General features: G+C 72.5%; 3 protein-coding genes and 1 pseudogene. 1 reads left to right on the forward strand and 3 read right to left on the reverse strand.

Annotated features, from left to right (window positions below; all coding sequences use genetic code 11):
* Together AB8Z36_RS36225 and AB8Z36_RS36230 are read right to left on the reverse strand one after the other, a co-directional pair.
* Positions 1–369, reverse strand: a 369-nt coding sequence (locus AB8Z36_RS36225) for a response regulator (protein ID WP_369217640.1), incomplete at its 3' end; no start/stop codon positions are given.
* A gap of 319 nt (positions 370–688) precedes the next feature.
* Positions 689–1,348: a DUF3000 domain-containing protein gene (locus AB8Z36_RS36230; RefSeq protein ID WP_369217641.1), complete on the reverse strand. Its 660-nt coding sequence runs from the start codon at positions 1,346–1,348 to the stop codon at positions 689–691.
* Positions 1,349–1,499: 151 nt separating this feature from the next.
* Between AB8Z36_RS36230 and hemE the strand changes: the two genes are divergently transcribed.
* The gene (gene hemE / locus AB8Z36_RS36235; protein WP_440582092.1) at positions 1,500–2,507 is read left to right on the forward strand and encodes a uroporphyrinogen decarboxylase; all 1,008 of its coding nucleotides are present in this window, start codon (positions 1,500–1,502) and stop codon (positions 2,505–2,507) included.
* A gap of 107 nt (positions 2,508–2,614) precedes the next feature.
* On the opposite strand, the pseudogene AB8Z36_RS36240 reads toward hemE, so the two are convergent.
* Positions 2,615–2,911, reverse strand: a pseudogene (locus tag AB8Z36_RS36240) (NAD-dependent epimerase/dehydratase family protein); the annotation flags it as partial.

Consider the following 2,911-nt stretch of genomic DNA (forward strand, 5'->3'; position numbering starts at 1 on the left):
GTTCGTACGGGTGCCGGTGACGACGTAGCCCTTCACGCCGCCCGCGAGGGCGTTGCGCACGGCACCGATGTCGTCGGCGGCGGAGAGGGCGAGGCCGTTGGGCCAGCCCGCGGCACGGGTCTCGGAGAGGAGCGTCAGGCCGGAGCCGTCGGGGAGGTGGACGTCTGCGACGCAGATGTCCCGGGGGTTGCCGATGCGGGGACGAGCCTCCGCGATGGACGAGGCCTCGATGACGTCGCGTACACCGAGCGCCCACAGATGGCGGGTGACGGTGGAACGGACGCGCGGGTCGGCCACGACGACCATGGCGGTCGGCTTGTTCGGGCGGTAGGCGACCAGGCTTGCGGGCTGCTCAAGGAGAACGGACACCAGGCCTCCTGGGGGTGGCGGGACGGGGCCGGCTCGGGGATGAAGCCGGGCGAAACCGTGCTTTCAAGGTCACAAACCTCTTCGGCAGCAAACGTCCCCGGCTTTAGGAAATGATCAGGATTTAGTGCGTAGTAATCAGGGCAATTCGGACAGGCGCTCGATCATCCGAAGATCAAACCGAACCGCTCACTCTTCCGAGTGGTCGACGCGTGGTCGAAAGTGAGCGGGAAGTGGCCTCGGGGGAGTCGTCCGCCGTGCGCTCCGGCGTACGCGAAACGGCCCGCGGCGCGAGTGCGCCGCGGGCCGTGCAAGCCCTGGGTCAGGGAGAGAGCGGTCCCCTCCGCTGCGGGAGCGAGACCACGGACGCGTCGCCGGGCGCCGCCGGCGGCAGCCCCGCGACCTGGCAGAGCAGCTCGCACCACGCCGCCAGATGCGTCGCGGTGTCCGGCACGCCGCCGGGGCCCTCCCGGGGCGTCCACGAGGCCCGGATCTCGATCTGCGAGGCGGGCGGGCGCTCGGAGAGCCCCCCGAAGTAGTGCGATCCCGCGCGCGTCACCGTGCCGCTGGCCTCCCCGGCGGAGAGCCCGCGCGACTGGAGCGCGCCGGTCAGCCAGGACCAGCACACCTCGGGCAGCAGCGGATCGGCCGCCATCTCCGGTTCCAGCTCCGCCCGCACCAGCGTCACCAGCCGGAAGGTGCCCTGCCAGGCGTCGTGTCCCGCCGGGTCGTGCAGCAGGACCAGGCGGCCGTCCGCGAGGTCCTCCTCACCGTCCACGACCGCCGCCTCCAGCGCGTACGCGTGCGGCGCGAGCCGCTGCGGCGCCCGTGTCGGGTCGATCTCGATCTCCGGCCGCAGCCGTGCCCCCCGCAGCGCGTCGACCGCCGCGCGGAAGGGCAGCGGAGCCGATTCCGCCACCTTCCCCTCCGAACTCTCCATCTCGCCAGCGCCGTCCGACCGTTGTCCCTGAGCCGCAGCCATGCGGGGAAGGTTAAGGGGAACCGCGCCTCCGCGCAGGGAGAGACACCCGTCAGGGGGTCCCCGGTCAACGTGGGAGACTCTCGGGGTGAGTGCCAACAGCAGCCGGAGCCCCGCGGGCCGGCAGAACGCAGCGACGTACGACTCCCCCTTCATGAAGGCGTGCAGGCGTGAGGCCGTGCCGCACACGCCGGTCTGGTTCATGCGGCAGGCGGGGCGCTCACTGCCCGAGTACCGCAAGGTGCGCGAGGGCACCGCCATGCTGGAGTCCTGCATGCGGCCCGAGCTCGTCACCGAGATCACCCTCCAGCCGGTGCGCCGCCACCACGTGGACGCGGCGATCTACTTCAGCGACATCGTCGTGCCGCTGAAGGCCATCGGCATCGACCTGGACATCAAGCCCGGCATCGGCCCCGTCGTGGAGAAGCCGATCCGTACGCGCGCCGACCTCGCGCAGCTCAGGGACCTCACGCCGGAGGACGTCCACTACGTCACCGAGGCGATCGGGATGCTGACGGCCGAGCTCGGCTCCACGCCGCTCATCGGCTTCGCCGGTGCGCCCTTCACCCTCGCGAGCTACCTCGTCGAGGGCGGCCCGAGCCGCAACCACGAGCACACCAAGGCGCTCATGTACGGGGACCCCCAGCTCTGGGCGGACCTCCTCGACCGGCTCGCGGAGATCACCGGCGCCTTCCTGAAGGTGCAGATCGAGGCGGGCGCCAGCGCCGTGCAGCTCTTCGACTCCTGGGTGGGCGCCCTTTCGCCCGCCGACTACCGGCGCTCGGTGATGCCCGCGTCGACGAAGGTCTTCGACGCCGTCGCCTCCTACGGCGTGCCGCGCATCCACTTCGGCGTCGGCACGGGCGAGCTGCTCGGTCTGATGGGCGAGGCCGGTGCCACGGTCGTCGGCGCCGACTGGCGGGTGCCGCTCGACGAGGCCGCGCGCCGCGTCGGGCCCGGCAAGGCGATCCAGGGCAACCTCGACCCGGCGGTCCTGTTCTCCACGCGCGAGGCCGTCGAGACCAAGACCGACGAGGTGCTCGCCGCGGCGAAGGGCCTGGAGGGGCACATCTTCAACCTCGGCCACGGCGTCCTGCCGACCACCGACCCCGAGGCGCTGACCCGGCTCGTCGAATACGTGCACGAACGTACGACTGTCTGAAAATTGTCCGAAAACAGCCCCTGCCCGACCGGGCGGGGGCCGTTTTGCGGCAACCGCCCGGTTTCCGCGCGGCGGGCCGGGGGTGCCGGGACACCGGGAGTGCGGGGCTAGGGCGCGCCGTCCGACGCCCAGAGCGCCGTCACCGAGTCGCGCAGCGAGAACCGCGGCCGCCAGCCCAGCTCCCACTCCGCCGCGGTGATGTCGGCGCACTGCCAGGCCGCCTCCTCCGCCGGAGGGTGCCCGGACGCCGGGCTCTCCAGGAGATCGCCGGTGAAGCGCGCCGCCCGCACGAGGGTGTGCGCCAGTTCGCGCACCGGGACCGCGCGCCCGCTGCCGACGTTCAGCAGCCGCGGCAGCCGCCCCGGCAGGGCGAGGGCGAGTGCCACCGCCCGCGCCACATCGCG

It is taken from the genome of Streptomyces flavofungini, assembly GCF_041028215.1.
In the GTDB taxonomy this organism is placed as follows: domain Bacteria; phylum Actinomycetota; class Actinomycetes; order Streptomycetales; family Streptomycetaceae; genus Streptomyces; species Streptomyces flavofungini_B.